The following is a 24,667-nucleotide window of genomic DNA, read 5'->3' on the forward strand; positions in this document are numbered from 1 at the left end:
TTACCACTCATTTACTTTATTGGCATCCATTTTTACGAAAATGAAGAGCAAAATGGTGAAACCCCACAAACTTGATCCTCCATACGATAAAAAGGGAAGTGGTACGCCAATAGTTGGGAATATCCCAACCACCATGGCAACATTTACAAAAAAGTGGGTAAATAATACCGAAGCTACTCCATAGCCATACACGCGACTAAACTTGGTCTTCTGTCTTTCAGCTAAGTATAAGATGCGGAGTAATAAACCTGTAAAAAGTAAAATTAATACGGTAGAACCCACAAATCCCCATTCTTCTCCAACAGTGGTAAAAATATAATCGGTATGTTGTTCGGGTACAAAATTCCCTTTGGTTTGAGTGCCTTCTAACCAACCTTTTCCGAACCATCCACCTGAACCAATCGCGATTTTAGATTGGTTGGTATTGTAACCAATTCCGGCCAAATCGACTTCTTTACCTAGTAAGATATTAAATCGATCACGGTGGTGTTGCTGAAATACATTTTCAAAAACATAATCAACAGAAATAGTAAAACCTGCCATTAAAATGAAGACGATACTACTGGCAATAATATTTCGCTTAATTTTTCTCGAATTAAAATAATGAAATAGAATCGAAAGGAAAGAGATTAAAACGACATACTGTGGTTTTAACAACAACGACATAATAAATAAAACCACAGCTCCCAAGGCAGTCCATAAGTACCAAGAAGGTAATCCTTCACGATTTAAAACAAAAATGAACATTAAAAAGATTAAGGCACTACCAGCATCGGGTTGTAAAATGATCAAAAAGACAGGAACAAATATGATTAATAGTCCGATAATTTGATGGTTGAAATTCTTCAAATTGATTTGAGGATCACTTAAATATTTCGCGAGCGCTAAACTAACGGCTGCTTTTGCAAACTCGGATGGCTGTAGTGTAAAAGAGCCAATGGCGTACCAACAACGTTGTCCGGCAATAGTTTTACCCAAAGGGAATAATCCAATTAATAAAAGTAAAGCCAATCCGTAAAAAACACTTGAGAAACGTTCGTAAAACTTGGAGTCGATAGTTAATACTACTATAACTAGAATGATGGTAAAACCAATAAAAATTAGTTGCTTACCGTAGTTTTGATTGATGTCAAAAATATAACTCGAATCGGGTGTGATATCAGCTGAATAAATATTCATCCACCCTAATATTACTAATAAGGTGTAAATCAGAATGGTTATCCAGTCAATATTATTTGAAACACTTTGATTCTTCATTATTTTGCAGCATTAGCTTTTTTTATTGAATCTAATTTTTTTAAATTTTTTACTCGGAGAATTGAATCTTTTCGTAGTTTGATTTTATACATAGAATCAATATACTTTCTTGAAAACTTATTGTATTCGTGTTGTAAACTACGATTCATCATGTTCTCTTCTCTAAATTTGTTGGTGGTTTTGCCTTTAATATATTTTTCAATCATTAAAGAAGTGATTGGTCCGGCAATAGTGGCACCGTAACCTCCATTTTCAACAAAAACGGCAATCGCAATTTTAGGATTGTCTTTTGGGGCAAAAGCCACAAAAATAGAGTGATCTTCTAACTGCACTTTTTTGCCATTAATTCTAGCAAAGTTTTCGGCAGTACCTGTTTTTCCGCAAATTTCAATACCTTCAACCCCAAGAAAATAGGCTGTACCCGTTTTAAATACCTCCGCTAAACCTTCAATAACAGGTTCGTAATGTTTCTTGTCAATCGTGGTAACATGTTTGGTTCTGAATTTAGGATCGATAGCTTGCCCTTTGATTTTTTTGATGATGTGAGGTGTGTAATAATAACCTCTGTTGGCAATGGTAGCCATCATGTTCGCCAATTGAATTGGCGTCATTAAAACTTCTCCTTGTCCAATCGAATTGGAAACAATGGCAGTGGCTCTCCAGCCGCCATTAGGATAAATCTTTTCGTATGTTTTGGATGTTGGAATATTTCCTCTTCGTCCAGTTGGTAAATCATAACCCATGAATTGCCCCAATCCAAAACTTTTTAAATGATTACTCCAAGTGTCCACACCAATAGAAGGAGTGCTGAAATGATTAATGGTATTCAGGTAAGTATTTCCAAAATAGGCATTACAAGATTTTGCAATTCCCATATGTAATTTACGCATGCCGCCACCACAGTGACAACGCATAAAACGTCCACGGCCATAACTAAATCCTCCTCGACAAGCAAAAACGGTAGAAGTATCGATTACATTTTCCTGTAACCCTACCAAAGCCGTTAAAATTTTAAATGGCGAACCTGGAGGGTATTCGGCTAAAAGACTTCGGTCATATAATGGTTTTGCTAATGAATCGTTGTATAGTTTTGTGTAATTTCTAGAACGCTGACGCCCAACTAAAATATTCGGATTGTACGATGGGGCGCTAATTAAGGCAAGAATTTCACCGGTTTTGGGTTCAATCGCTATAATACCACCACGTTTATTTTTCATTAAAGCTTCACCGTATTTTTGAAGTTCGGCATCAATGGTAAGTGTTATATCTTTACCTTGAACAGCAATCGTATCGTATTTTCCTTCTTTGTAGACGCCCATTTCGCGATTAAAACGGTCGCGCTGAATGTGTTTTACTCCTTTTTGACCTCTTAGGATTTCTTCATAGGTTTCTTCTACTCCTTGTTTTCCAAATAAATCCCCACTTTTATAATAAGGGTTTTTGTTGATTACGGCCTCGTTTACTTGGGTGATAAATCCGAAGACATTTCCACCACAATCAATTTGATAATCTCTAAGCGAACGTTGCTGAATGTAAAAACCTTCAAATTTTCGTTCTTTTTCTTGAAAAGCAGCATATTCCATTTTGTTTAGCTGACCTAAGAAAACAGAAGGAAGCAAAGGAGAATACACAACGGCCTTTTTAAGCTTTTTATGAAATTCTTCTTTCGTAATATTTAAAAGTTTGCAAAATTCAATCGTATCTAAATCTTTGATCTCACGAGGGACCACCATGATATCGTACGAAGGTTGGTTGGCTACTAAAAGTACTCCGTTTCGGTCATAAATATAACCACGCTCAGGGTAGTCGTATTTAATTTTAATGGAGATGTTTTCAGATTTTAATTTTAACTCTTCATCGATAATTTGTAAATAAAAAAGCCTTGCTATGATTAGAATAGCAGAAACTATTATCATACCGGGTAGTAATAGCTTTCTCATTTTTTACTTGGCTTGAATAAATAGATGATTATAATACTTACTATCAACGTGAAAATGGAAGACAATAGTGTTCTCCAAAGTGCATCTAGTATAAAACTAAATTTAAAGAATTCTAGTATAAATAAAACAAGATGGTGCGTTAAAATAGAAATAAAAATAAAGGTAAAACGCTCTGGTGAAAGTTTATCGTTAATTTTAATCGTTTGGTATTCATAACTCAAACCAAAGGCAAATTTGAAAAAGGTTGGCCTTAAATTAGCCAAAATAAGGCAGGCTGCTGCGTGAACACCTCCAGAATTTTCAAACATATCGATGGTTAAACCTAAAAAGAAACTTGCCACTAATAGCCCAGCACGATTGGAATTAACGGGATATAATAAAATAAATAGGATATACGGAAATGGATTGACAAATCCGAACAAATCGATATTGTTAAAGATAACAACTTGAGCAGCTATCAATAACACAAACCTAACGATATTAAAAAGTATAGCGCTATTCATCTTTTTTTGTGGTTTCTGCTTCCAATTTATTTATTTCATCAATTTCTTTATTTGAAATGATGTACACATGATTAAGGTTCGTCATATCTGTAAATAAACGAACATCTAACGTGTAATAATTAGTTTCGGTATCGATGTAAATTTTATCAATGATTCCAACTGGAATGTTTTCAGGAAAAATAGTAGAACGTCCACCAGTTACAATGGTATCTCCTTTTTTTACCGAAGCCAATCTTGGAATTTCTCTCAACTGTACATAACCTGCATTTTTTGCGTTCCAAATCATCGATCCAAAGTGATTCGTGCGTTTTACTTTGGCGTTTATTTTTGATTTAATGTTTAAAACACTGATAATGGTAGCGTATCTTGGGGATACTTTCTCAATTACACCTACAATACCTTGACTGCTCACTACTCCCATATCTGGTTTGATTCCTTTTATGGCGCCAGAATTTATGGTCAAATAATTTTCAGCTCTGTTGTAGGAATTATTGATGACTTTCGATTGAATCACATCAATTTTGTCATACGCCTTTACAGAATCTTTAGCTAGGGTGGAAGTGCTGTCTTTTTTGTTGTAAAGCAGCTTTTTTAAGTAAGCATTTTCTTTGGCTAATTTTTCATTTTGATCTTCTAAGCTAAAGTAAGTGTTCACTTCATTAATTTCACTATACACCGAACCACTGATGGCATTAGTCGAATTTACCATTTGACTTCTGTGGTAGGAGTGCGATTGAATGGTTAGTACTAATGAAGTTGTCAAAAGCAGCAAAAACAGCAATCGATAGCTGTTTTTAAGTATAAAATTAAATATTTGCTGCATTGAATAAAATTAAAATTTATGAAACCAATGTAAAATGACAGGCGCAAAATAAATTTGTTTACTGTCTTTTGGAATTTGTTATTTAATTAAGATGCTTCTGTATTTGGTTAAGTTTTTAAGTGCCATTCCTGTTCCGCGAACAACCGCTCTCAAAGGATCTTCAGCAATAAAAACTGGTAAATCTGTTTTTTGAGAAATACGTTTGTCTAAGCCTCTTAACATCGAACCTCCACCGGCAAGATAAATACCTGTGTTGTAAATATCAGCAGCTAATTCTGGTGGCGTTTGTGATAACGTTTCCATAATCGCATCTTCAATACGTTGAATCGATTTGTCTAAGGCTTTGGCTATTTCTCTTGAGGAAACTTCTACTTGTTTAGGTTTGCCCGTTAACAAGTCACGTCCTTGAACCGACATGTCTTCCGGAGCAGCATCTAAATCTTCAATAGCAGCACCAATTTCAATTTTAATTTTTTCAGCAGTCGTTTCTCCTACGAATAAATTGTGTTGCGTTCGCATGTAGTAAATGATGTCGTTAGTAAAAACGTCACCGGCAATTTTTACCGATTTGTCACACACAATTCCACCTAATGCAATTACTGCAATTTCGGTTGTACCACCCCCTATGTCTACAATCATATTTCCTTTCGGTTGCATAATATCGATACCAATACCGATAGAAGCAGCCATAGGCTCATGAATTAAGTATACTTCTTTTCCGTTTACACGCTCAGCAGATTCTTTTACCGCACGCATCTCCACCTCTGTAATTCCAGAAGGAATACAAATAACCATACGTAATGCTGGCGTGAATAAACGTTTTTGTAAAGCAGGAATACTTCTGATAAGCATTTTTATCATTTGCTCCGAAGCATCAAAATCGGCAATAACTCCGTCTTTCAACGGACGTATTGTTTTAATATTTTCGTGTGTTTTTCCCTGCATCATATTCGCTTCTTTTCCTACGGCAATAATTTTGCCAGTAATACGGTCGCGGGCTACAATTGAAGGGCTATCTATGACAACTTTATCGTTGTGAATAATTAGCGTATTTGCGGTTCCAAGGTCAATCGCGATGTCCTCGGTCATGAAATCAAAAAATCCCATATTTTTCTGTAAGGGTTTATTTATTTAAAGTAGATAATTCTAAACGCAAAAGTATAAAAATAATTTGGTTTAATTCAAAATAAAAACGCAGCAAATTAAAAAGAATTGCTGCGTTTGTGAAATATATGTTTTTTTGTTTTTTCTAATGCTTGAAATGTCGAATTCCAGTGAAGACCATGGCGACATTATTTTCGTTGCAATAGGCGATACTTAACTCGTCTTTTATAGAACCTCCAGGTTGAATAACCGCTGTGATTCCGGCATTTTTCGCAATTTCAACACAATCTGGGAAAGGGAAAAAAGCATCACTCGCCATAACCGATCCCTTTAAATCAAATTGAAAAGAATTGGCTTTTTCAATCGCATGACGCAATGCATCAACTCGTGAAGTTTGTCCCGTTCCTGAAGCTAATAATTGACCGTTTTTAGCCAAAACAATTGTATTCGATTTTGTGTGCTTGCAAATTTTAGAAGCAAACAATAAATCGTCAATTTCTTGAGCTGTCGCTGTTTTCGTAGTGGTTGTTTTTAGGATTTCCTTTGTATCGGTAATTAAATCCTTGTCTTGAACCAAAACTCCATTTAAACAAGTACGTACTGAAGTTTTGGATAATGCTACTTCTTTTTGAACTAAAATGATTCTGTTTTTCTTTTCTTCTAAAATGGCTAGAGCGCTACTGTCGTAACTTGGCGCGATAATCACTTCGCAAAATAATTTATTAATTTCTTCTGCCGTTGCTAAATCAATATTTCCATTCGCAATTAAAACACCTCCAAAAGCCGAAGTCGGATCACCCGCTAACGCATCCAAATACGCTTCTTTCATCGTTTTACGTGTCGCAATTCCACAAGCATTATTGTGTTTTAAAATAGCAAACGTTGGGTTGTCGTTTTTAAATTCACTCATTAAATTTACAGCAGCGTCGACATCTAATAAGTTGTTGTATGATAGTTCTTTACCATGTAACTTGTCGAACATCTTTTCAAAATCACCGAAGAAGAATCCTTTTTGGTGTGGGTTTTCCCCATAACGAAGAATGTCACATTGGGTTTCGCTAATTTTTAAAACCGCTTCTTCTTGATTTTTGTTGAAATAATTAAAAATCGCCGAATCGTAATGTGAAGAAACATTAAAGGCTTTTGCTGCAAAAGTGGTTCTTTGTGCTAGAGTAGTTGCTCCGTTTTGAGTGGAAATAATATCTAAAAACAATGGGTATTCATTCACCGAAGGTACAATTACTGTGTCTTTAAAGTTTTTGGCAGCAGCACGAATTAATGAAATGCCTCCGATGTCAATTTTTTCAATAATATCAGCATCACTAGCTCCAGAAGCTACTGTTTTTTCAAAAGGATATAAATCAACAATAACCACATCTATTTGCGGAATTTCATATTCTTGCATTTGAAGAATATCTTGTTGATTGTCTTGGCGATTCAAAATACCACCGAAAACTTTTGGGTGTAATGTTTTAACTCTTCCGCCTAAAATGGAAGGGTAATTGGTTACATCTTCAACAGGGACTACAGGAATGCCAAGATTTAGAATGAATTCTTCGGTGCCACCAGTAGAATAAAAAGTTACATTTTGTTTGTGAAGTTCACGAACGATTGGTTCAAGTCCGGTTTTGTCAAACACAGAAATTAGTGCTGATTTAATAGATTTTGTAGTGTTCATTGTGTTGTTGTAAATTGTTTTGCAAAAGTAGGGCATTGCAAGGAACGAAACAATCTAATTTTTGCTTTTTTAATTGTAACAAATGATTTAAATACGCTACTAACCTTAAAAGCCTTTTAAAAATGATGATCTATTTACGCTTGCTTACAGAAAGTTTTGGTTTTGCAATAAATGCATTACGAAATAATAAATTGCGTACATTACTGTCATTACTGGGGGTTACAATTGGTATTTTTTCTATCATAGCGGTACTGGCAGCCGTAGATTCTTTGGATAGAAAAATTAAAGGAGATTTAAGCACACTTGATAAAAATTCTATTTATTTAATGAAGTTTTCTTTTGGGCCTTCCGATATCCCGGATTGGAAAACCGACCAATTTCCTAATGTTACCTATGATGAGTTTGAATATTTGAAGAAATCCTTGAATGACCTTGATGCGATGTGTTTTCAAATGTTTACTAAAAACGAGAATATAAAATATGAAGGTAAAACAGTAAGTTCTGTAAATATAGGGCCAACTACCTATGAGTTAGAAGATGTTCAAATGTTGGAATTTCAAAAAGGGCGTTTTTTTAATGAATCAGAGTCAAATTCAGGCACTGCTGTTATTGTTTTAGGACATGAAATTGCCAAGAGTTTATTTGAAAACTTTGACCCTTTAGGAAAAAAAGTACGTTTGTACGGTCAAAAATTTACAGTTATCGGGGTGATGAAAAAGAAAGGAGCCGGTATTTTTGATAATAATGAAGATACCTCAGTTTATATACCTGTCAATTTTTTGAGAAATTTGTATGGTGACAATAACGAATTAATTACGCCTGCAATATTAATAAAGCCTGTTGATGGTGTTGATATTGAGGCTTTTAAAGGAGAATTGAGCCAAAAATTAAGACAATTTAGAGGGGTAAAAGTAGGGGAGATCGATAATTTTTTTATTAATGTGCTTTCAGGATTTACCGATATGTTGGATGGGATTATTTCTGGACTTCGTATGGGCGGGATTATTATTAGTTTGTTTTCCTTTCTAGTAGGTGGGTTTGGAATTGCCAATATTATGTTTGTTTCGGTGAAGGAACGAACGAATTTGATTGGAATTCAGAAATCACTTGGAGCTAAAAACAAATTTATTTTGCTTCAGTTTTTATTTGAAGCGGTGACGCTTTGTGTGATTGGTGGATTAATTGGAATTGTTTTAGTATGGATAATAACCAGCGTATTATCACAAGCGCTTGAGTTTGATTTTGTGCTCAGTTTTGCCAATATTATGTGGGGTTTTGGCTTGTCTGTAATTGTTGGACTAATTGCTGGAATTATACCTGCCATTTCTGCCTCAAAATTAGATCCAGTAGAAGCGATTAGAAGTGGTATGTAATTATTGCGAGGAACGAAACAATCTTATATTATAAAAAAAATCCCGTCTTGTTTTACCAGACGGGATTTGAATTTTTATCTTATTTCTTGATTCAGAATTAAATCGATGTATAAATTGATTTTGTTTTTTAACTCTTTTCTGTGTGAGATAAAATCAAGGAAACCGTGATCTAACACGAATTCTGCCGTTTGGAAACCTTCTGGTAAATCTTTTCCGGTCGTATCTTTTACCACACGTGGTCCCGCAAATCCAATTAAGGCTCCTGGTTCAGCGATATTAATATCACCAAGCATGGCATAAGAAGCGGTTGTTCCACCAGTGGTTGGATCAGTACATAAAGAGATGTACGGAATTTTGGCTTCTGCTAATTGTGCTAATTTTGCAGAGGTTTTGGCTAATTGCATTAACGAATAAGCAGCTTCCATCATACGCGCTCCTCCTGATTTTGAAATCATCACAAACGGCACATTGTTTTTAATCGAATAATCAATTCCACGAGCAATTTTTTCACCTACAACAGCTCCCATAGATCCCCCAATAAAGGCGAAGTCCATACAACAAACGACTAGGTCTTTTCCTTTCGATTTTCCAACTGCAGTACGAACCGCATCTTTCAATTTGGTTTTGCCAATTGCATCCACTAAACGATCAGAATACTTTTTAGTATCCTCAAATCCTAGCGGATCCTTAGCAGTCATATTAGCGTCTAGTTCGGTAAACTGATTCTCGTCAAATAATATTTCAAAGTATTCTTTACTACCAATTCGTACATGAAAATCATCTTCTGGGCTTACCCATAAGTTCTTTGCTAATTCTTCAGCATCGACAATTTTACCTGTTGGGGATTTGTACCATAATCCTTTTGGTACGTCCATTTTATCTTCGGTAGCAGTAGTAATTCCTTTTTCTTTTCTTTTAAACCAAGCCATAGTTAAGTTAGAAGTTAGAAGTTAGAAGTTAGAAGGATTAATCCTTAAAATCTAACATCATTATTAATATTCTTTTCTTCGTACTTTGTACTTTTTACTTTGTACTTTGTACTTTTTATAATGTGTTTACGTTATTTAAATCGGCAAAAGCCTGTTCTAATCTTGTGTTGAAAGTAACTTCTCCTTCACGAACCCATTTTCTCGGGTCGTAGTGTTTTTTATTTGGAGAATCAGCGCCATCTGGACTTCCAATTTGTGTTTTTAAATAATCAATTTTTGAAGTCATATAGTCACGAATTCCTTCAGTAAACGCGAATTGTAAATCGGTATCAATATTCATTTTGATTACGCCATACGAAATAGCTTCTCTAATTTCTTCTAAAGTAGAACCAGAACCTCCGTGGAAAACAAAGTCAACAGGGTTGTGTCCTGTATTAAATTTATTTTGAACATAATCTTGAGAATTTTTCAAGATTTTTGGAGTCAATTTTACATTTCCTGGTTTGTATACGCCGTGGACGTTTCCAAAAGCAGCTGCGATAGTAAATCGAGGAGAAACTTTCATCAATTCTTCATAAGCATAAGCTACTTCTTCTGGTTGCGTGTATAATTTTGAACTATCCACATCACTGTTGTCTACTCCGTCTTCTTCACCACCAGTTATTCCTAATTCAATTTCCAAAGTCATACCCATTTTGCTCATTCTCGCTAGGTATTCTTTGCAAATTTCTATGTTTTCTTCAATTGGTTCTTCAGACAAATCAATCATGTGCGAAGAATATAAAGGTTTTCCTGTTTCTGCAAAATGTTTTTCAGAAGCCTCTAATAATCCATCAATCCAAGGCAATAATTTTTTAGCACAATGGTCCGTATGTAAAATAACAGTAGCGCCATATGCTTCGGCTAAAGTATGAATATGTTTTGCTCCAGCTACTGCACCAGCAATTGCCGATTTTTCATTTGCATTCGATAAACCTTTACCAGCATTAAATTGCGCTCCTCCATTTGAAAACTGAATAATAACAGGGGCATTTAATTTGGCTGCGGTTTCTAAAACACCATTAATAGTGCTAGATCCTACAACATTTACTGCAGGTAATGCAAAACCTTTTTGTTTTGCATAATTAAAAATCTCTTGAACTTGGTCGCCAGTTGCAACTCCTGGTTTTATGTTATGTGCCATTTGATTGATTTTTTTAAGAGGACAAAATTACAAATTTACTTTTAGAACGGATAGTTTATACCAATATTTAAAACCGATTTATTTAATGCCATTTCTTTGAACCAGCGTTTACTAGTGTCAAGCGAAGGATTATACGTTTTAAATCCGAAATCCAAACGCGCTACAAAGAAACTAAAATCATATCGAAATCCAATACCGGTGCCGAGTGCTAAACTTTCCAATGACTTTATTCCTGAAAAAATTTTGGCTTCATCGGTTTCACTATCCAGAACGTTCCAAATATTACCACAATCGGCAAAAAGAGCTCCGTGAAAGTTTCCGAAAAATTTAAAACGAAATTCGGCATTCAAGGTGATTTTCATATTGGCTTCGTTAAAATCGTTTAATCCACCCGATTTTCCGGGGCCTAAACTGTAAGATTGCCAACCACGGTTGTCGTTAGAGCCTCCTGCAAAATAACTTCGAGAAAAAGGAATCGATTGGGAGTTTCCATAAGGGATTGCTAATCCAAAAAAACTATGGACAGCAAATACTTTGTCTCTTTTTAAATCCCAATGTTTTACAAAATCAAATTCGCCTTTCACATATTGGGAGTATTGTAATCCGAAAAGATTTCTCGAACCGTCCAAACTTTTGGGTTGGTTGCTGACATTTGCTAATAAGGAAAGCGTGTTTCCTGCCAATTCAATTTTGCTTTTGAAACTGTAAAATTGTTTGTCGAAAAAATCGGTTTGCGACGTTTTAGAATAGACAAAATTGGAAGCAAAAATCAAGTTGTTTTCCGTTAACCTGTCTTTACGCTCTTTAATACTTTTTATGATTTTATAGTCGTTTCCATTGATGTCTAAATTGGGTAATAATCCGTTCAAAGCATAGTCAATAAATAAATCAGCACCTCCTTCATCTTTGGTTAAATTTCCATTTTCATCTAAAATTAAAGGGTCGTCATTATAAATTTGAGCCAAATCATTCAATCGATTATAGGTTGAGGTATAGACATTGAAGTAATTGGCAATGTTGATGTTTTTGACATATTGAACGTTTAACAAGTCAAATTTTACACTGGTACTTTTACTAGGCACCCAATTGTAATTAATATATGAGGTGAAGCTTTCTTTGTCTAAACCGATGTTTTGTTGTTTAGCAAAACCTGCACTAATAAGTGTATTAGGGAACATGGTTTTAGGAATTATTTTTTCAGTATTGAAAGGAGAAAACAGTCTTGGAAAAGAAAGTCGTAAATCCGATCCAATTTCGGTAATGTTGAAAAAGCGATTGTCGGGGTTGGCTAAATCTTTTGAAGAACCAATATTCCCTCTAATTCCTAGTTCTAATGTTTCAGCACCTCTAAATATGTTTCGAATGGAAAGCGAAGTATTCCCGGAAATACCAAAATCTTGAATGTTCGAATGTGTAAAATCGGCGTTGGCCTTAAATCCATACTTGTCTTTTGAAGTTAAATAAATGTTTGCAGTTAAGGTTTCATTTTCCGGATTTTCGGTATAAACGATGTTGGGAAAATTAAACACTCTTAAATTGCTTAAGGAACGAAGTGTTTGTGTTCTTCTTTCTTCGCTAAACAAACTGTCTTTTTGAATAAAAACGGCATCGGCAAGGGCTTTTGGGCGGTAGCGTAGTTTGTTGGTGCTGTAAATGTTGAAATTTTTATAAGTGGCGCTATCGGTATAGTATTTTTGATTTTTGGTGGCCAAATCGTTCGTATAAATATTTACTTTGTCGATTTTATAAATTTTGAATGGTTGTGTTACAGTTGTATCACCCTGTTTTATTTTTCTATCCGATATTTTTATAACAACAGGCATTTTTAAGGAGGCCGTGTCCATCACAAATAAAATATTTTGTTGCTGAAAATGGTATACTCCTTTGTTTCGGAAATAATTGGTAAGTCTGCTGATTTCGTTTTTTACGATTTCATCATTAAATTGTTGTCCTTGTTTTACCAAAGATTTTTTTTCAGTCAATGTGTATAAAGAATCTAAATCTGGACTTTCAATGTCTTTATGTATTGTGTCTAAAAAAGAAGGTTCCCCTTTGGTTAAGGAATAATCAACAGTCGCTCTTTTCTTTTCTAAATAATTGATTTTATAATTGGATTTGGCTCTGAAATACCCCTGATTAAAATAATGAGCTTTTAATCTTTTTAAGGTTCTTTTGGTTTTTGTAGTGTCAATTATTACAGGAACTTCGCCTGTTTTTTTTAAAAAATTATGCCAACCGGAATACCAAAATGATTTGCCTAACCGATGGACTTGTTTTTGCGATAACCATTTTGATGCTCGAGCATACTTTTCCGGATTATTGGTGTATTTTGCTTTGAAAACAGAATCCATATTCTCTTTGGCTAAATTGTACATGTGTAGCCTTAGTTTGAAGCCTAAAAGACTCGAATTGGGTTGTTGTACTAATTGTTCAATAATAGCTTCGTCTTTGATGTTTTTTCCGTCGACTTTTACTTTGTTTTTCGTTAATAAGTGTTTTTCGGAAGGAACCTTTTTTACAGCATCACAGGCCGAAATAAGGACAGCAATAAGAACGAGTATTGATATTTTTGAAGAGAGATTGTGCAAACTGAAAGAAATTTAATTCAAAAATACACTTTTTTATGGTTAGCAAAAACCAAATGAATCGTATTTCACTCAATTTATTAAATTTTACTTATATTGGAGTAAATAATAGATTAACTAATATAAAATTTTTATTTTTGCATTTCAATTTTACAGAAGACACATATATACTATGAGAACGATACAATTTAGAGAAGCAATTGCTGAAGCCATGAGTGAAGAAATGCGCCGTGACGAATCGGTGTATTTAATGGGTGAAGAAGTGGCCGAATACAATGGAGCGTACAAAGCTTCTAAAGGAATGCTGGATGAGTTTGGACCGAAACGTGTAATAGATACTCCAATTGCCGAATTAGGTTTTGCTGGTATTGCTGTTGGTTCTGCTATGAATGGTTGTCGTCCTATTGTGGAATATATGACATTCAATTTCTCACTGGTTGGGATTGATCAAATTATAAATAACGCAGCAAAAATGCGTCAAATGTCGGCGGGACAATTTCCAATGCCGATGGTTTTTCGTGGACCAACTGCTTCTGCAGGACAATTAGGGGCAACACACTCACAAGCTTTTGAAAACTGGTTTGCTAATACTCCAGGATTAAAAGTGGTGGTGCCAAGTACAGTTTACGATGCGAAAGGTTTATTGAAAGCAGCTATTCGTGATAACGATCCGGTTATTTTCATGGAAAGTGAGCAAATGTATGGGGATAAAGGAGAAGTGCCGGAAGGAGAATATACAATTCCGTTAGGAGTAGCTGATATTAAAAGAGAAGGAACCGATGTGACTATTGTTTCTTTCGGAAAAATCATCAAAGAAGCGCATATTGCAGCCGAAGAATTAGCAAAGGAAGGTATTTCTTGTGAAATTATCGATTTACGTACGGTTCGTCCAATGGATTATGATTGTATCATTTATTCGGTGAAAAAAACAAATAGATTAGTAGTGTTAGAGGAAGCTTGGCCATTCGCATCTGTTGCTTCAGAAATTACGTATATGGTACAAGAAAGAGCTTTCGATTATTTAGATGCTCCAGTACAAAGAATTACAACTGCCGATACGCCTGCGCCGTATTCGCCAACTTTATTGAAAGAATGGTTGCCAAACGCACAAGACGTGGTAAAGGCGGTTAAGAAAGTAATGTATAAATAGACTGACTTAGACCTTGTAGAAGTCTAGTGTTCTAATGATCTAAGAAGTCTAAAAGTCTAAAAAAAAACTATATTTGAAAACTCCATCTATTTGATGGAGTTTTCATTTGAAAAAAGCGGAATGATTATTGTTTTGTTCCGTTTAAAAATAAGTCCCATGAAAAAAATAATTCTTTTCTTTTTTATAATCCTGGTTAATGTTGCTTATTCACAAACAAAAGTAAGTGGTGTTGTTTATGATGATACGAAGCAAACAGTGCCCTATGCTAATATTTGTTTTAAAGGAACTCGTGAATGCGTAACTTCAGATGAGAATGGGCGATTTTATATTCAATCGGAAAACAATCATACGGTTTTGGTAATATCCTACGTGGGGTATACTACTACAGAGATCAAACTTAACAAAGCGGTAAGCTACGATTTGAAAGTGGTTTTTGGAGGTAATAACATCTTAGATGAAGTCAAAGTATACGGAGGAAAAACTTCCAAGAAGAACAATCCAGCACTAGATATACTGAGAAAAATTTGGGAGAAAAAACGCAGTAACGGATTGTATAAATTCAATCAATATGCCATGAAAAAGTACGAAAAAGTCGAATTCGATATGAATTCAATCGATTCGGCTTTTATGAAAAATCGTGTTTTTAAAGGATTGGAATTTATTTTCAAACAAGTAGACACCTCTAAAATTACCGGGAAAACGTATTTGCCAATTTTTATAAACGAATCGTTATATGACGTTTATGGAGACAATACGAATGGGAAGAAAAAAGAAGTGCTAAATGCGAACAAAAATTCAGGATTAGGAGAAGGCGCTGGGGTAGAAACATTTATCAAAGACTTGTATTCCGATTATGATATTTACAATAATTACCTGAACTTTTTCGATAAGAACTTCGTAAGTCCATTGTCTAAAACAGGAATTAATACCTATAATTATGTTTTGGCCGACAGTACGTATATCGATAATAAATGGTGTTACAATATTGTGTATTATCCAAGACGTAAGAACGAATTGACTTTTAAAGGAGATTTTTGGGTAAACGATACCACTTTTGCCATCAAAAAAATCAACATGGCAGCATCAAAAAGTGCCAATATTAACTGGGTAAAAGATATTTATATCGAACAGGAATTTGATGTGCTTAACGATTCTGTTTTCTTATTGAAAAGAGATTATATGATGTCTGATTTTGCTTTAAATAAAAAGGAAAAATCAAAAGGAGTGTACGGAAAAAGAACTACTATTTATAGCGATCATAAGTTTAATGAAGTTAAGCCTGAGAAATTTTATAAAGAAAGTGTGAACGAGTTTGATGCATCTGTCTATAAAAGAGATGAGGCCTTTTGGGAGGAAAACCGCATGGAAAATCTTAGTAAAGATGAACTAGGGGTTTACAAAATGCTAGACACCTTAAAAACGGTCGGAAAATTTAAGCGATTGTACAACCTAACTACGATTTTAGCCAGCGGTTATATTCAGAAAGGACATATTGATTTCGGACCAATTTACTCCATTTTTGGCAACAATGATGTTGAAGGACAACGTATTCGTCTGGGTGGAAGAACTTATTTTAGTGCGAATGATAAATGGCGAATTGAAGGGTATACTGCTTATGGATTTAAAGATAATAAATTCAAATATGGTCTTTCTGGAAAATGGATGATCGACAAGAAAAACCGAATTATCTTGAGTGCAGGAAATCGTCGCGATGTAGAGCAAATAGGGGTGAGTTTAACAGCTTCTAATGATGTTTTAGGACGAAGTTTTGCCTCTTCTTCTGTGTTTGCTAGTGGTGATAATAGTAAATTGACTAACGTGAATCTTTCGGCTTTTTCGGCAGAAATCGAACCGGTAAAAAGTTTGGTTTTTAAAACGGGATTGTCAATTAGAACTTTAGAATCGGCTTCACCTACCTTTAGTTTGGATTATAAAATTGGGTCAAATGTCTTTTCGAAAATCAATCAATCGGAATTGTCCTTTGGAGTAGATTATACTCCTAAAAAGAAAACAGTGGGATATGGGGTAGAACGCTTGGAAGTGGATAATAATTATTCCAGAATTTTTGTCAATTATAGCCAAGGAGTTAAAGGTCTTTTTAATAGCGATTTCGATTATAGTAAGTTGCAATTGTATTACCGCCAACCGATTTATATGGGAGGAATGGGACGTTTGTTTGCGACTTTCGAAACGGGTAAAATATTCGGAACTGTGCCTTTAGGGTTAATGGCGGTGGTGCCTGGAAATCAATCGTATTTTGTGATTGATAACACCTATAATTTGATGAATTACTACGAATTTGTTACCGATCAATATACCTCACTTCATTTGGAACAGCATTTTAATGGTCGAATTTTTTCTAGAATTCCCTATGTGAAAAAACTAAATTGGAGAGAAATTGTTGGAGTGAAAGCGGTTTATGGAAGTGTTTCCGATGAAAACAAAGCAATTAATGCTTCTGGACTAAATTATTTGGCACCAACCAAAGGGTATATTGAATATCATGCCGGAATTGCCAATATTTTCAAAGTATTCCGAATTGATTTCGCTTGGAGAGGAAATTATCTTGAATTGCCAGATGCGAAAAAATTCACGGTTAAAGGAGGTTTCGGGTTCTATTTTTAATGAAAGAATCGGTTCAATATCTTATTCAAAAAGACAAAATTTTTCAACAAATTATTGATGAATTTGGTTTTCCTGAAATCATTCCTTCTCGACCAGAAGGTTTTGAAACTTTAGTTTTACTAATATTGGAGCAACAAGTATCCATCGATTCGGCGAAAGCCACTTTTCTTCGAATGCGAAATGGAGTTGCCAATATTCAGCCTTCTGTTTTAATTGCAGTATCTGAAGAAGAATTTAGAGCTTTTGGGGTAAGCCGACAAAAAGCAAAATACATCAAATGCTTGTCGGAAGCTATTTTGGACAAAAGTCTCGATTTGGAAAGTCTTGCCTCGAAATCTTCTGATGAAATCCGTTCCGAACTCATCAAAATTAAAGGAATTGGCAATTGGACCATCGATGTCTATTTGATGTTTAGTTTGCAATCGCCCGATGTATTGCCAATTGGTGATGTGGCTATTGTAAACACGATGAAAGAGCTACTCAATATCCACGATAAAATGGAAATGGAAGCCTATGCAACATTGTGGTCACCTCATAGAACCATGGCTTCTTTCTTGCTTTGGCATCATTATCTTCAAAAAAGAGGCAGAAAAATTACGTACCAGTACTAAGTCATAAAAAACTTTTGACTTTTAGCTTCTAACTTCTAACTTTTTACAGTACTTTTGCACCCTCAAAAAATGTAAAAGATTAAAAAAATGACTGCAGATAAGGTAAAAACTTTCGATGTATTAGTTGAAATTCCAAGAGGAAGTAGAAATAAATATGAATACGATTTCGATTTAAAAAGAATGCGTTTCGATCGTATGTTGTTTTCATCAATGATGTATCCAGCTGATTATGGTTTTATTCCAGAAACCTTAGCTTTAGACGGAGATCCGTTAGATGTATTAGTGTTAGTAACAAAGCCAACATTTCCTGGTTGTGTGATTGAAGTAAAACCAATTGGTGTTTTCCACATGGCCGATGATAAAGGTCCAGATGAAAAAATTATTTGTGTACCGGTTTCAGATCCAATCTGGAATTCTTTGAATGATTTATCCGATATTAATGATCACTTATTGAAAGAAATCGAGCACTTTTTCCAAGTGTACAAAGATTTAGAAAACAAACAAGTGGATGTAGAAGGTTGGGGAGATGTAAACGAGGCAAGAGAAATCATCAAACAATGTGTAGATCGTTTCGATGCTATTGAAAATAAACCAGCAGGATTGTTTAGTATAAAATAGTTACTTTATAAAATGTATTTATAATAAAGGTGTTAGATTTGTAAAATAATCTAATGCCTTTTTTTATGATGAAAAAATACTTTTACTTCTTAGTTGGAATTTTTAGTTTTCCATTCACTTTTGGACAAACATTAAGTTCTGCTCCAACTCTAACTTTTACAAGTAATACTGGAATTTCTGCCGATAATATCGCTACCGATGGTGAAGGTGGTTCGGTAAATATTACGGATATTGATATTCAAATTTATAACATTTCAAATACAGCTGGTGCTTTTGTTTCTCCGTTGTCATGGGAAAATGCTGGTTTTTACACCGCAGGTACCTACACGGGATTAACAGCAAATGTAGGGACAGGAACAAAAGGAATGCTTATAAAATCGGTTAGTGGTGCCGAGTTTAAGCTTCATCAGTTTGCATATTTAAATTGGGGAGAAAGTCAAACTGATGGCGCAGTAAATACAATTAAAGGATATAGAAATGGGATTGAAGTAGCGTCTACAACATTTCAAGGCTATAACAATCCTTTTTTATCCAATACAATTCTCTTATCCACAGCATTTGAAAATGTAGACGAGGTTCGATTTTATATTTCTGCAGGTGGCTATCAAGGAGCTCAACAATACAGTAATCACAGTATTAATGCTATTCAAGTAAGTAGCCCAGTTTTAAGGTTGAGTGAATTTGAATTAAAGTCTAAAATTCAAGTGTATCCAAATCCAACGTCAAATAACGTGAAAATTGATTTTCAAGATTTAGAACAAGTTAATGTGGAAGTTTTGGATGTTAACGGTCGAAAGTTGTTTTCTCAACAACTTGAGAACAATTCGAATGCTATCAATATTGAAGACTTGTCATCAGGAATCTATATCTTTAAAATGCATTCGAATCAAGGGACTTCTATTAGTAAAGTAATAAAGAATTAAAATATAATTGAATGTAATTAAAAAAGGCAATATTCTTAATTGAGTATTGCTTTTTTATTTACATTCAATTTGTTACATTTACGAATATTAACTAATTAACCAACAAACAAATTATGAATTCAATGATGATTTATGTGCCAATTATCATGGCTCTTGTAGGGCTTGTGTTTATGGCAATGAAAAGGGCTTGGGTGCTCAAACAAGATGCTGGAGACGGCAAAATGAAAGAAATTTCAGATTACATTTATGAAGGTGCTTTGGCTTTCCTTAAAGCAGAATACCGCTTGCTGACTTTCTTCGTAATTGGAGCCAGTTTAGCTTTAGCAGGTATTTCATTTATTGTGCCTACAACTCATATTCTAATAGTAGTCGCATTTATTTTCGGAGCTTTCTTTTCGGCTTTAGCAGGAAACATGGGAATGAAAATTGCGACTAAAACAAACGTAAGAACAACACAAGCGGCTCGTACCAGTTTGCCTCAAGCATTAAAAGTATCTTTTGGTGGTGGAACAGTAATGGGGTTAGGTGTTGCAGGCTTAGCGGTATTAGGTCTTACAGGGTTTTTTATCATTTTCTTTAAAGTGTTTATGGGAGGCGTTTGGACGTCTACCGAAGATATGACTATTGTACTTGAAACATTGGCTGGTTTCTCTCTTGGAGCAGAATCTATCGCTTTGTTTGCTCGCGTAGGTGGTGGTATTTATACCAAAGCGGCCGATGTGGGCGCTGACTTAGTAGGAAAAGTGGAAGCAGGAATTCCTGAAGATGATCCTCGTAATCCAGCTACTATTGCTGATAATGTTGGTGATAACGTAGGTGACGTTGCAGGTATGGGGGCTGATTTATTCGGTTCATACGTTGCAACTGTACTAGCTGCGATGGTTTTAGGGAATTATGTTATTAAAGATATGGGTGGTGCTATCCAAGACCATTTTGGCGGAATTGGGCCAATCTTATTACCAATGGCAATTGCTGGTTTTGGAATTTTATTTTCTATCGTAGGAACGATGTTAGTAAAAATTTCTAGTGATGATGCTAAAGAAGCGGAAGTGCAAAAAGCATTAAACATTGGGAACTGGGTTTCGATTGCGTTAACGGCTGTTTGTTGTTTCTTTTTAGTACAACAAATGTTACCTGAGGTAATGACTATGGAATTCTTCGGAGAAGGGGCACAACAAATTTCTTCAATGCGTGTGTTTTACGCAACTTTAATCGGACTTTTTGTAGGTGGAGCGATTTCATCGGTAACAGAATATTATACTGGATTAGGAACGAAGCCTGTATTGGCAATTGTTCAAAAATCATCAACAGGAGCAGGGACGAATGTAATTGCAGGTTTGGCAACGGGAATGATTTCTACTTTTCCAACCGTAATTTTATTTGCGGCTGCCATTTGGTCAACCTATGCGTTGGCTGGATTTTATGGTGTGGCTTTAGCAGCATCAGCTATGATGGCAACAACAGCAATGCAATTAGCAATTGATGCTTTCGGGCCAATTTCTGATAACGCGGGTGGTATTGCTGAAATGAGTGAACTACCAAAAGAAGTTCGTACAAGAACGGATATTTTAGATTCAGTTGGAAATACAACAGCAGCAACAGGTAAAGGTTTTGCCATTGCTTCGGCGGCATTGACGTCTCTGGCATTGTTTGCTGCGTATGTAACATTTACAGGAATCGATGGAATTAATATCTTCAAAGCGCCTGTATTAGCGATGCTATTCGTGGGTGGAATGATTCCAGTAGTTTTCTCTGCTTTGGCTATGAATTCAGTGGGTAAAGCGGCTATGGATATGGTATATGAAGTACGTCGTCAGTTTAAAGAAATTCCAGGAATTATGGAAGGAACTGGACGTCCTGAATATGGTAAATGTGTTGAAATTTCTACCAAAGCAGCATTACGCGAAATGATGTTGCCAGGTATTTTAACGATTGGTTTTCCTATTGCAATTGTACTTGTCGGTAAATTAGTTTATGGTGATAACAATCAATTAATTGCGGAGATGTTAGGAGGATATATGGCCGGAGTTACCGTTTCAGGGGTACTTTGGGCAGTTTTCCAAAATAATGCTGGTGGCGCTTGGGACAATGCTAAAAAATCATTTGAAGCTGGAGTAATGATTAACGGAGAAATGACTTACAAAGGTTCTGATGCGCACAAAGCGGCAGTAACTGGAGACACAGTTGGAGATCCTTTCAAAGATACTTCAGGGCCTTCAATGAATATATTAATCAAATTGACATGTTTGATTGGTTTGGTAATTGCGCCAATTTTAGGAGGACATTCGGCAGGAAAAGCAAAAGAAGATTGTTGTGCTAAAGTTGAAAAGTGCGAGATCAAAATGATGAAATGTGACATGACCAAATGTGCTACTATGACCAAAGAAGAGTGCGCGAAAATGTGTGACGATAATGGTTGTACAGCTGAAGAGAAAGAAATGTGTTTGTCTCATTATGGTGCAGATGGCAAGTTTGCAAAAAAGGTCGATTGTAAAATGGCTTGTTGTGCTGAGTCAGCTACAGGTGGTAAAATGGAAATCAAAAAAGAAGTTTCTATTAAAAAAGAAATGGTAAATGGTAAGGTGAAAGCTACCGTTACTACTACAACTACAAGTGGTGATAAAACTGCTGAAGCAGTTGAGGTTTTTGAAGGTACTGAAGCTGAAGTACAAGCAAAATTAGATGCTTTAAAATAAAAGTATAGTGATCAGTTAAAAGTCCTCGAGTGATCGAGGACTTTTTTTATACATAAAAATGGATAATTATTTTATTAAAAAATTTGTAAACATTAAAACTTATTCTATATTTGCACTCGCTAATGCGGAAGTAGCTCAGTTGGTAGAGCTCCAGCCTTCCAAGCTGGTTGTCGCGAGTTCGAGCCTCGTCTTCCGCTCATAAAAAAAGCCTCAAAGTTTACTTTGAGGCTTTTTGTTTTTTCAGAATATGTTAGAATAATCCATTAATTTCAGCATCAATTCTATTAATAATCATTCCTAAATCTTCAGGATTGTCAACGAAATTAATATTATCAACATCTATAATTAATAATTTTCCTTTGTCATACGTTTGGATCCAAGCTTCATAACGTTCGTTTAATCGACTTAAATACTCAATAGAAATAGAGTTTTCATAATCACGTCCACGTTTGTGAATTTGACCCACTAAGTTCGGAATAGAGCTTCTTAAATAAATTAATAAATCAGGAGGCGCCACCAAATTTTCCATCAATTCAAAAAGAGAGGAATAATTTTCAAAATCACGGTTACTCATCAAGCCCATAGCATGTAAATTCGGCGCAAAAATATGAGCGTCTTCGTATATCGTCCGGTCTTGAATTATTTTTTTGCCACTTTCGCGTATTTTTAAAATTTGTCGAAAACGGCTATTTAAGAAATAAATTTGTAGGTTAAACGACCAGCGATCCATCGAATGGTAAAAATCGTCCAAATACGGATTGTCAACTACATCTTCAAAGTGAGGTTCCCATTTAAAATGTTTGGCCAAAAGTCTGGTAAGTGTTGTTTTTCCGGCTCCGATGTTTCCTGCTACTGCTATATGCATTATGGTAAATTAATTTTGTAATTGGTAATTCCTTCGGCAGTAAAAATAGCTAAATTTTGGTTTTTGTAGCTAAAACTTTTAAAGGTTTTTTGAATATTTTCTACAGGAGTGGAAGTCTTATTAATGACATCATATAAATAGAGTTGACCGTTTTTTTGATAGGCAATTACGGTTTCGTCTGATAGATGTATTTGGTCAAAACTAGGCAATACCCCTAAATTTGATACTTTTCCATAAATTGAACACGAATTGAGTTGATTGTCAATGTCTACCCAGTAAAAATGCGTGTAAGTTGCTTTGTAGATTTTAATTTCTTTAGTAAATGCATTGGTAATGTATTTAAAAGACTCTTTGGCATAATTGTATAATCCCAAACGTTGTGTAAGCGTATTATAAATCCAATAGTTATTTTGCGAAGAAGTGCCTATTGCACTGGCAGTGATGTTGTAATCGGTTTGCGATAAGTTTAATTTTTCTACTTCATTTAACTGATTGTCTAAGGCGATAATCATGTTGAAGTTTTCATAAAAAATTAAGATTCGTAACGAATTTTGAATGTCAACTTTGGAAATCTTACCCAAGCTTACATTTTTATATTGGTATTTTTCAGAATTTTTAAACTTGAATAGAGTGTTATTTTTTGTGAAGAAATCGTAGCCTAAGGCATCGGTTCCGATATATTCATCTGCTTCAATAAATTTTGTGCTCATTTGCGAAGCCACTGGATTCGTGTATTGCGCGTGAAACGAAATGGAACTTATGACAAATAAAAATAAAAGGATTTTTTTCATGAAAGCTAATTTACAATTAAACTTTTATATTTATTTAATGTCTAAGAATTTATTTAACAAATCATTAGTAACAAATCTGGTGCTTTATAGTCATATTAGGTATTACATTAAACTCAAATATAATGAAAAACTTATTTTTCACCTTTTCTGCTTTTTTAATTTTTGGATTGGCTTTAGCGCAGGATTTTCAAGGAATGGCAGTTTATGAATCGAAAACTTCTTCCAGCGATATGTCGGCTCGTTTTCAAGGCAATAGAGATATTACCCCTGAAATGCAAAAGCGAATCGAAGAACGAATGAAAAAAATGCTGGAAAAGACATTTACTCTAAATTTCGATAAGAATGCTTCTATTTATAAGGAAGAAGAAAAGTTAGAGACTCCCGGTACTAGTAATGGGAATATGCGAATGATGGGTTCTTTTATGGGTGGCGGCGGAACACATTATAAAAATGTAAAAGAAAAAGTGTATGTCATCGATAAAGAAATGTTTGGTAAAGAATTCTTAGTAAAAGATACGTTAGAAACTATAAAATGGAACCTAACTCAAGAAACCAAACAAATTGGGGATTATTTATGTTTTAAAGCCACTGCAAAAGTGAAAAATCCGGCTTCCGATTTTAGAAATTTTAGAATGCGTGAAGAGAGTAAAGAAACCAAAGTCAAAACAGATGAAGAAAAGAAAACCACCAACATGCTTCCAGAAGGCGAAGTGCCTAAAGAGTTAGAGGTGGTCGCTTGGTATACACCAGATGTTCCCGTCAATAATGGACCAGAAAATTTTCAAGGATTACCTGGATTAATTTTGGAAGTAACCAAAGGGAGAACAACTATTTTGTGTTCTAAAGTGGTGATGAATGTAAAGGACAAAAAAGAACTCAAAGCACCTACCAACGGGAAGGTTGTTACGCAAAATGAGTATGACGAAATCATGAAGAAAAAAATGGAAGAAATGCGTGAAATGTTTCAGTCGAGAGGTGGTAATGGTGGTATGCAAATTAGAATGGGGAATTAA

The 24,667-nt window shown here is 34.9% G+C and carries 19 protein-coding genes and 1 tRNA gene; 9 read left to right on the forward strand and 11 right to left on the reverse strand.

Features of this window, described 5'->3' with window-relative positions; genetic code table 11:
• The 6 genes from rodA to purH all read right to left on the reverse strand — a co-directional run bounded on the left by rodA (position 1) and on the right by purH (position 7,305).
• Positions 1–1,257 carry a rod shape-determining protein RodA gene (gene rodA, locus EQG63_RS05070; RefSeq protein ID WP_129435073.1) on the reverse strand — a complete coding sequence of 419 codons (1,257 nt, stop codon included), beginning with the start codon at positions 1,255–1,257 and terminating at the stop codon, positions 1–3.
• The gene (gene mrdA / locus EQG63_RS05075) at positions 1,257–3,197 is read right to left on the reverse strand and encodes a penicillin-binding protein 2 (protein WP_129435075.1); all 1,941 of its coding nucleotides are present in this window, start codon (positions 3,195–3,197) and stop codon (positions 1,257–1,259) included. Before mrdA ends, rodA begins: the two co-directional genes overlap by 1 nt.
• On the reverse strand, positions 3,194–3,700 hold the full coding sequence (locus EQG63_RS05080; protein ID WP_129435077.1) for a rod shape-determining protein MreD: 507 nt from the start codon (positions 3,698–3,700) through the stop codon (positions 3,194–3,196). The genes mrdA and EQG63_RS05080 overlap by 4 nt, the downstream gene beginning before the upstream one ends.
• A complete protein-coding gene (gene mreC, locus EQG63_RS05085; protein WP_129435079.1) occupies positions 3,693–4,523 on the reverse strand; it encodes a rod shape-determining protein MreC in 831 nt (276 codons plus the stop codon). The genes EQG63_RS05080 and mreC overlap by 8 nt, the downstream gene beginning before the upstream one ends.
• Before the next feature lie 78 nt (positions 4,524–4,601).
• Positions 4,602–5,630: a rod shape-determining protein gene (locus tag EQG63_RS05090; RefSeq protein ID WP_129435081.1), complete on the reverse strand. Its 1,029-nt coding sequence runs from the start codon at positions 5,628–5,630 to the stop codon at positions 4,602–4,604.
• Positions 5,631–5,772: 142 nt separating this feature from the next.
• The gene (gene purH / locus EQG63_RS05095; protein ID WP_129435083.1) at positions 5,773–7,305 is read right to left on the reverse strand and encodes a bifunctional phosphoribosylaminoimidazolecarboxamide formyltransferase/IMP cyclohydrolase; all 1,533 of its coding nucleotides are present in this window, start codon (positions 7,303–7,305) and stop codon (positions 5,773–5,775) included.
• Between the two features lie 122 nt (positions 7,306–7,427).
• On the opposite strand from purH, the gene EQG63_RS05100 reads away from it, so the two are divergent.
• Positions 7,428–8,678: an ABC transporter permease gene (locus EQG63_RS05100; RefSeq protein ID WP_129435085.1), complete on the forward strand. Its 1,251-nt coding sequence runs from the start codon at positions 7,428–7,430 to the stop codon at positions 8,676–8,678.
• 74 nt (positions 8,679–8,752) lie between these two features.
• On the opposite strand, the gene accD is transcribed toward EQG63_RS05100, so the two are convergent.
• The 3 genes from accD to tamL form a co-directional block, all read right to left on the reverse strand.
• On the reverse strand, positions 8,753–9,607 hold the full coding sequence (gene accD, locus EQG63_RS05105; RefSeq protein ID WP_129435086.1) for an acetyl-CoA carboxylase, carboxyltransferase subunit beta: 855 nt from the start codon (positions 9,605–9,607) through the stop codon (positions 8,753–8,755).
• Between the two features lie 115 nt (positions 9,608–9,722).
• Complete coding sequence (gene fbaA / locus EQG63_RS05110) at positions 9,723–10,790, reverse strand: class II fructose-bisphosphate aldolase (RefSeq protein WP_129435088.1); 1,068 nt, start codon at positions 10,788–10,790, stop codon at positions 9,723–9,725.
• A gap of 41 nt (positions 10,791–10,831) precedes the next feature.
• Complete coding sequence (gene tamL / locus EQG63_RS05115; RefSeq protein ID WP_129435090.1) at positions 10,832–13,378, reverse strand: translocation and assembly module lipoprotein TamL; 2,547 nt, start codon at positions 13,376–13,378, stop codon at positions 10,832–10,834.
• Positions 13,379–13,547: 169 nt separating this feature from the next.
• Here tamL and EQG63_RS05120 point away from each other — a divergent pair, with 169 nt between their 5' ends.
• The 7 genes from EQG63_RS05120 to EQG63_RS05150 all read left to right on the forward strand — a co-directional run bounded on the left by EQG63_RS05120 (position 13,548) and on the right by EQG63_RS05150 (position 22,195).
• Positions 13,548–14,525 carry a pyruvate dehydrogenase complex E1 component subunit beta gene (locus EQG63_RS05120; RefSeq protein ID WP_129435092.1) on the forward strand — a complete coding sequence of 326 codons (978 nt, stop codon included), beginning with the start codon at positions 13,548–13,550 and terminating at the stop codon, positions 14,523–14,525.
• A 156-nt stretch (positions 14,526–14,681) separates the two neighbouring features.
• Complete coding sequence (locus EQG63_RS05125; protein WP_129435094.1) at positions 14,682–17,150, forward strand: DUF5686 family protein; 2,469 nt, start codon at positions 14,682–14,684, stop codon at positions 17,148–17,150.
• Positions 17,150–17,761 (forward strand): DNA-3-methyladenine glycosylase family protein, encoded by a 612-nt coding sequence (locus EQG63_RS05130; protein WP_129435096.1) that lies wholly within the window; start codon positions 17,150–17,152, stop codon positions 17,759–17,761. The genes EQG63_RS05125 and EQG63_RS05130 overlap by 1 nt, the downstream gene beginning before the upstream one ends.
• Positions 17,762–17,848: 87 nt before the next feature.
• Entirely contained in the window at positions 17,849–18,379 is a 531-nt protein-coding gene (locus tag EQG63_RS05135) for an inorganic diphosphatase (protein ID WP_129435098.1), read from the forward strand.
• A 65-nt stretch (positions 18,380–18,444) separates the two neighbouring features.
• Positions 18,445–19,302 (forward strand): T9SS type A sorting domain-containing protein, encoded by an 858-nt coding sequence (locus EQG63_RS05140; RefSeq protein ID WP_164974454.1) that lies wholly within the window; start codon positions 18,445–18,447, stop codon positions 19,300–19,302.
• A gap of 113 nt (positions 19,303–19,415) precedes the next feature.
• On the forward strand, positions 19,416–21,998 hold the full coding sequence (locus EQG63_RS05145; RefSeq protein ID WP_129435102.1) for a sodium-translocating pyrophosphatase: 2,583 nt from the start codon (positions 19,416–19,418) through the stop codon (positions 21,996–21,998).
• A 124-nt stretch (positions 21,999–22,122) separates the two neighbouring features.
• Positions 22,123–22,195: transfer RNA gene (locus tag EQG63_RS05150), tRNA-Gly, on the forward strand.
• A gap of 53 nt (positions 22,196–22,248) precedes the next feature.
• Here EQG63_RS05150 and EQG63_RS05155 read toward each other — a convergent pair.
• Together EQG63_RS05155 and EQG63_RS05160 are read right to left on the reverse strand one after the other, a co-directional pair.
• Positions 22,249–22,863 carry a deoxynucleoside kinase gene (locus EQG63_RS05155; RefSeq protein WP_129435104.1) on the reverse strand — a complete coding sequence of 205 codons (615 nt, stop codon included), beginning with the start codon at positions 22,861–22,863 and terminating at the stop codon, positions 22,249–22,251.
• Positions 22,863–23,654 (reverse strand): hypothetical protein, encoded by a 792-nt coding sequence (locus EQG63_RS05160; RefSeq protein ID WP_129435106.1) that lies wholly within the window; start codon positions 23,652–23,654, stop codon positions 22,863–22,865. Before EQG63_RS05160 ends, EQG63_RS05155 begins: the two co-directional genes overlap by 1 nt.
• A 122-nt stretch (positions 23,655–23,776) precedes the next feature.
• Here EQG63_RS05160 and EQG63_RS05165 point away from each other — a divergent pair, with 122 nt between their 5' ends.
• A complete protein-coding gene (locus EQG63_RS05165; protein WP_129435108.1) occupies positions 23,777–24,667 on the forward strand; it encodes a GLPGLI family protein in 891 nt (296 codons plus the stop codon).

This window comes from Flavobacterium amnicola (assembly GCF_004122165.1).
GTDB classification, from domain to species: Bacteria; Bacteroidota; Bacteroidia; order Flavobacteriales; family Flavobacteriaceae; genus Flavobacterium; species Flavobacterium amnicola.

Bases quoted from the DNA above. Each gene is read 5' to 3' on its own strand.
- fbaA (WP_129435088.1), bottom strand. From the start codon at position 10,790: ATGGCACATAACATAAAACCAGGAGTTGCAACTGGCGACCAAGTTCAA.
- purH (WP_129435083.1), bottom strand. From the start codon at position 7,305: ATGAACACTACAAAATCTATTAAATCAGCACTAATTTCTGTGTTTGAC.
- EQG63_RS05145 (WP_129435102.1), top strand. From the start codon at position 19,416: ATGAATTCAATGATGATTTATGTGCCAATTATCATGGCTCTTGTAGGG.
- EQG63_RS05135 (WP_129435098.1), top strand. From the start codon at position 17,849: ATGACTGCAGATAAGGTAAAAACTTTCGATGTATTAGTTGAAATTCCA.
- mreC (WP_129435079.1), bottom strand. From the start codon at position 4,523: ATGCAGCAAATATTTAATTTTATACTTAAAAACAGCTATCGATTGCTG.
- EQG63_RS05120 (WP_129435092.1), top strand. From the start codon at position 13,548: ATGAGAACGATACAATTTAGAGAAGCAATTGCTGAAGCCATGAGTGAA.
- mrdA (WP_129435075.1), bottom strand. From the start codon at position 3,197: ATGAGAAAGCTATTACTACCCGGTATGATAATAGTTTCTGCTATTCTA.
- EQG63_RS05165 (WP_129435108.1), top strand. From the start codon at position 23,777: ATGAAAAACTTATTTTTCACCTTTTCTGCTTTTTTAATTTTTGGATTG.
- rodA (WP_129435073.1), bottom strand. From the start codon at position 1,257: ATGAAGAATCAAAGTGTTTCAAATAATATTGACTGGATAACCATTCTG.
- EQG63_RS05125 (WP_129435094.1), top strand. From the start codon at position 14,682: ATGAAAAAAATAATTCTTTTCTTTTTTATAATCCTGGTTAATGTTGCT.
- EQG63_RS05155 (WP_129435104.1), bottom strand. From the start codon at position 22,863: ATGCATATAGCAGTAGCAGGAAACATCGGAGCCGGAAAAACAACACTT.
- EQG63_RS05130 (WP_129435096.1), top strand. From the start codon at position 17,150: ATGAAAGAATCGGTTCAATATCTTATTCAAAAAGACAAAATTTTTCAA.
- EQG63_RS05080 (WP_129435077.1), bottom strand. From the start codon at position 3,700: ATGAATAGCGCTATACTTTTTAATATCGTTAGGTTTGTGTTATTGATA.
- EQG63_RS05100 (WP_129435085.1), top strand. From the start codon at position 7,428: ATGATGATCTATTTACGCTTGCTTACAGAAAGTTTTGGTTTTGCAATA.
- accD (WP_129435086.1), bottom strand. From the start codon at position 9,607: ATGGCTTGGTTTAAAAGAAAAGAAAAAGGAATTACTACTGCTACCGAA.
- EQG63_RS05140 (WP_164974454.1), top strand. From the start codon at position 18,445: ATGATGAAAAAATACTTTTACTTCTTAGTTGGAATTTTTAGTTTTCCA.
- EQG63_RS05090 (WP_129435081.1), bottom strand. From the start codon at position 5,630: ATGGGATTTTTTGATTTCATGACCGAGGACATCGCGATTGACCTTGGA.
- EQG63_RS05160 (WP_129435106.1), bottom strand. From the start codon at position 23,654: ATGAAAAAAATCCTTTTATTTTTATTTGTCATAAGTTCCATTTCGTTT.